Below are 4,855 nucleotides of genomic sequence, written 5' to 3' on the forward strand. Positions count from 1 at the left end.
GCCTGGCTGTGCCTGCCCCGTGCCGCCAACCGCTACTCAGGCGGTTGGCAGGGGACGACGCAATTGGGCGATCAGGCAGTCCAGCGGCTGCGGACGACTGAAGAGTAATCCCTGATAGTTGCGGCAGCCAAGCGCTTCGAGACTGGCCAGTTCCGCCTCTGTTTCGACGCCTTCGGCAACGAGGTCGATGTCCAGTGCGCGGCCAAGCGCAATGATGGTCCCGACGATCGCCCGATTGCCGCCATTCGAATCGAGGTCATGGACGAAGCTCTGGTCGATCTTGATCGATTCGACGGGGAGGCGACTGAGGTACGCCAGCGAGGAGTACCCGGTGCCGAAATCATCGATGGCGATTTTAACGCCGCGCCCACGCAACTGGGCCATCTTCGTGCTCGCGGATTCGTGGTTGCGAATCAGTGTCGACTCGGTCAATTCCAGTGCGAGGCGGTACGAATCGATGCCTGCTTCGTCGATATCGGCAAACAGGCATTGGACGAAATCCGGATGATTGAACTGCACGGCGCTGACGTTGATCGATACGCGCCGAAAGTGCGCTGGCGGATCGTGCGCGAAGAGACGGCGGATGTCGGCGCAGGCCCTGCGGATGACCAAGCGTCCCAACTCGAGCATCAGGCCGGTTTCCTCGGCGAGCGGAATGAAGATGGTCGGGGAGGGCGCGTCCCGATACGGACTGTGCCAGCGAATCAGCGCTTCCGCGCCGATGAAGTCGCCGGCCAGGTTGTGCTGACTTTGGTAGTAGAGCTCGAACTGGTCGGGCGCCTTGAGCGCCAGCTGCAGTTCCTTTTCCAGCTGTCGGCGCAGTTCGATACCAGCCGACAGTTGACTGTTGTAGTACATCGAGCCATTCGGGCCAGAGAGCTTGGCCTGGTACATCGCAGTATCCGCGCGTCGCAGAATCTGTTCGGCGCTGCAATCTCGATCCGGAAAGATCTCGATACCGATCGACGGTGTGACATGCAGACGATGCTCGCCCGCGTGCAGGGCATCGGAAAACTCCGCGCGAATTGCAGCGAGCAGCACATCCACCCGCGATCGCACCTGGCGTTCGTCACGCACCAGGTCGCCCATGAGCATGACGAATTCGTCTCCGCTCAGGCGCGCCACCATGCCGTCCGCGCCGAGAATCTGTTGCAGCTTGTCGGCGACCGCGACCAGCAGCAGGTCGCCGATCGCATGGCCGAGCGTGTCGTTGACCATCTTGAAGCGATCGAGATCGAGGAAGAGCAGTGCGCCGCAACGGTGCTGATCACGCGCGCGCAGCAATTCGGCATCGAGGCGCTGCATCAGCAGACGCCGGTTCGGCAACCGGGTCAGGTCGTCGTGGAGCAACTGGAACAGGATCGTTTCCTCCGCCTTGCGCCGGGCCGCGACCGCCAGCAGCAGGTTTTCATGCTCGATCGACGCCTGGCAACCCAGCGCGAGGCGGGTGATCAGTGGCTTGAGCAACTCGATGATCGGTGGATCGAGCGGATTGCCGATCCGCTGCAGCGTCATCACACCGAGCGCACCGAGACGGAACGAATAGCAGTGCGGCGAATTTTCGCGATCGGCACAGCGGTAGTGCACGCAGTCATCAGACCCGTCATCAACGAGAATGCCCTGCGGCAGGCTGATTGGCGCGGCATTGCGCGGAACACTGAGAACATGATCCAACCGGTTGACACCATGCTGCGCATGCTCGCCGTCCAGCGTCTTCCGCATGTGGAAATGCACAGACGACAGCCCCAATCGGCGCAGCACGATGCGCGAGAACGTCGCCAGCATCGGCTGCAGGCGCAGGGTCGTACCCACCGCCATGCCAAGCTCGTGCTGGATCGACAGATACTTGAGCGTGTTGTTCATGGCCGCGGTGGCGACTCGATCAACGCCACCACGGTTGACTTGTTCATCAGCTCGATGACGCCCGAACTGGAACTGGCGATTTCGCCAAGCGTCAATGCACCGAAGAGGTCCTCGCATTCGGTCAGCGCCGATTCGAGTGCGGCGAGTTCGTCGCCGAATTGGGCGCCGAGGAAAAGCACGCGGCTGATGCAGTCGAATACCATGGCCAAGGTTGACTCGACCGCATTGCCACGTCGTCGACTCTTCGCGCAGGCGGCGCGTGCCGATTCAGCAGCGGACGCAATCAACGCGCCGGATTCGCCCTTCAGAAGATAGATCGTTGCGTTTTGCGGAAGCTCGCCGACACACACCAGCGCATCACCCGATTGCTTGATCGGATCGCGCACCAGGAAATCGCCGTCGACTCCCTCGATTCCCAGTGGAAAGGTCTTCGAGATGGAGAAAAAATCGGACTCGGAAAATCGCTGTCCGCAGTGCGCTTCGACTTCTCCACGATAGATCTCGAACGCCGATTGATAGTTCAGTTCCTGGAGCACGTTGCCCTGTGAGCGGGTGACGAGGAACGGCCCGGCCAGGCGCTGCCAGCCATGCGCCACTCCGTGGTCGACCTTGCCGGGCAACGCGACGAGCAGCGCGGCATCCTCGATCAGGCCGTCATTGCCCAGAAGGCACGGGCGCTGCACGAGATCGAGATGTCCGGCACCACCACCGACGACCACCGAGTGGACGCCGATGATCGAGTAGAGGCCCTCCACGAAGGCTTCGAGATTTGGAGAGAGCCCATCGAACAGCACGACCAGTGAGTCTGCTCCTTCGAGCAGGGGTGCTGCCGCCAGCAATTGCGGCTCGACTGCCGCTCGTTCGGTCAATCGATGGACGACGGTCACATCCACGCGCGTTGGGAATCCGATGATCAGGGTGCCGTTGCGATGGCATTGGGCGCGGTGGATGATGCTCGGAAAGATCCCGCCGAATACCGGGACATCGATCGTTCGGAGCCACGGGGAAAGGATTGCCGGATTCCAGTGGTCATTCTCGCAGGCCAGCAGCATGAAACTGTGGAAGCCCTCGTTGCGCAGACGGCCGATGGCGGCCCCGAGATCGTCGACCGAGGCTCCCTCAACCCGCAGCAATCGTTGACCTTGCACTGCCTGCCCCCCGGCCCAAATACCTCGCGGACTCGGACATGGCCTCCGAGCGTCAATCGCTCGGCAGCTCGCTGTCGCCCGATCCGAACCAACTTCACGTGGGTGATTGTTCCCGCGCGTAAAAAACCCCTTCGCATGCGTTGAACCTATCAGATTCTCGCCGAATCGACGTGCAAACGTTTCATTCCAGGCGAGGACACTCCGACGCAGGCACAACCGGACCGGTTGCGGTCGTCCGAGATGGGGTGCCTTGATTGCTGATGGAGCACGCAGTCCAGCGGCGGAGCGAACGCGGTCGCGAAGGCACTCTCTCGCTGCGCGCACTTGCTGCAACGCGCCGCCGGCGTCACTTGACCCGCGCAGCAGTCAGCCGGGGCGTCAGTCGGCAATCAAGCGGTACGGCGAGAGCTTTTCGTAGTGCACCTGGCACTGATCCACGAGGGACTGCTGGAACACGCTCAGTGCGAGGTCGTTCGACTGATAAGCACCGAAGCCGGTGGAACGTTCGACCGCGGCGTACCAGTACGGTGCCCACACGCCGTCGCTCGCGCGTGGGCCACGCGGCCATTGCAGCATCCGTGGGCTGAAGGCAATGCCCAGTTTCGCGCACAAGAGACCCAACGTGCCTGCCGGGTTTTTCAATACGTCGCTGGCGTCGATCACCGGAGGGGCGCTGCCGAGGCGATCGCAGACATGATCGAACAATCGGGACTGCTGCTCGAAACCGAGTTCCCACGCTGCTGCATCGGGGCGCTGGATGGTGAAGGAGGCGACGACCTGTGCAGGTTCGCGGATCAGGAAGCAGCTGGTGACGCGATCGAGCCAGCTGAGTGGCATGTCGGTGAGCATGTGCTGGGTCATGTGTTTCTGATACCAGATCGCACGACCTTGCGGAACCGCGCCAGTGAGCATCGTCGCAACGCGGCTTGCATCGTTCTCCTGCGCCGCGATCACCTCATCGCGACCCGGATGCGCGACGCCGGTGGCCAGAAGATAGTGCGCGTAGAACGGTTCGTCGATGACGGCAGTGTCGTCGCGGTTTTCCCACGCGCGCATCAGCGCGGTGGAGATATTGCGCGGTCCCGACCACATCGCGATGCGCAAGGGCTCGCGAGCCGCGTTCATACGCGCGGTTCCGTGCGGCTCTCCTTCTTCACCAATTGCATGTAGAGCTGTTGCAGGCGCGCCACCATCGGTCCACGTGTGCCGTTGCCCATCATGCGGCCGTCGATCTCGCGCGCCGGCACCAGCCCGGCAAACGTGCCGGTGACGAACGCTTCTTCAGCGCCGTAGACGTCGGTGAGGCTGAAGTTCTTCTCGAACACCGGAATGCCATGCTCGCGACACAGCGCGATGACGTTCGCACGCGTGATGCCGCCGAGGCAGTAGTCGCCTGTGGAGGTCCACACCTCACCGCGCCGCACAATGAAGAAGTGGGTGGAGTTGCACGTCGCGACGAAGCCGTGCGGATCGAGCATCAACGCCTCGTCGTAACCGGCCTTTTGCGCCTGCACACAGGCAAGAATGCAGTTGAGCTTCGAATGGCTGTTGAGTTTCGGATCCTGCACGTCCGGCGCGCCGCGGCGCACGTGCACGGTGAACAGGCGGATGCCGTGCTCGATCGTCGCCGGCAGCGGCTGCTTGTATTCGGCGATGATCACGATGGTGGCGTTGCCGATCACGAAGCGCGGATCCTGGTGCGGCGTCGCCTTGATTCCACGTGTGACCATCAGCCGGATGTGGACGTCCGTGTGCATGTCATTGCCACGCAAGGTGTCGACGATGCGCCCGGTCAGCTGCTCGCGAGTGAGGCCGATGTCCATGTCGATCGCGCGTGCGCCTTC

General features: G+C 62.4%; 4 protein-coding genes. All 4 read right to left on the bottom strand.

Annotation, left to right across the window (positions count from 1 at the left end; all coding sequences use genetic code 11):
• Positions 1-36: 36 nt before the first annotated feature.
• Positions 37-1,863: an EAL domain-containing protein gene (locus tag ABIV12_RS16550; protein ID WP_348061362.1), complete on the bottom strand. Its 1,827-nt coding sequence runs from the start codon at positions 1,861-1,863 to the stop codon at positions 37-39.
• Positions 1,860-3,011: an FIST N-terminal domain-containing protein gene (locus ABIV12_RS16555; RefSeq protein WP_348061364.1), complete on the bottom strand. Its 1,152-nt coding sequence runs from the start codon at positions 3,009-3,011 to the stop codon at positions 1,860-1,862. Before ABIV12_RS16555 ends, ABIV12_RS16550 begins: the two co-directional genes overlap by 4 nt.
• Positions 3,012-3,389: 378 nt before the next feature.
• Complete coding sequence (locus ABIV12_RS16560) at positions 3,390-4,136, bottom strand: hypothetical protein (RefSeq protein ID WP_348061366.1); 747 nt, start codon at positions 4,134-4,136, stop codon at positions 3,390-3,392.
• A partial coding sequence (locus ABIV12_RS16565) for an aminotransferase class IV (RefSeq protein WP_348061368.1) occupies positions 4,133-4,855 on the bottom strand: 723 nt, incomplete at its 5' end. The genes ABIV12_RS16560 and ABIV12_RS16565, both read right to left, overlap by 4 nt.

Source organism: Dokdonella sp. (assembly GCF_039926425.1).
Taxonomy (GTDB): Bacteria; Pseudomonadota; Gammaproteobacteria; order Xanthomonadales; family Rhodanobacteraceae; genus Dokdonella_A.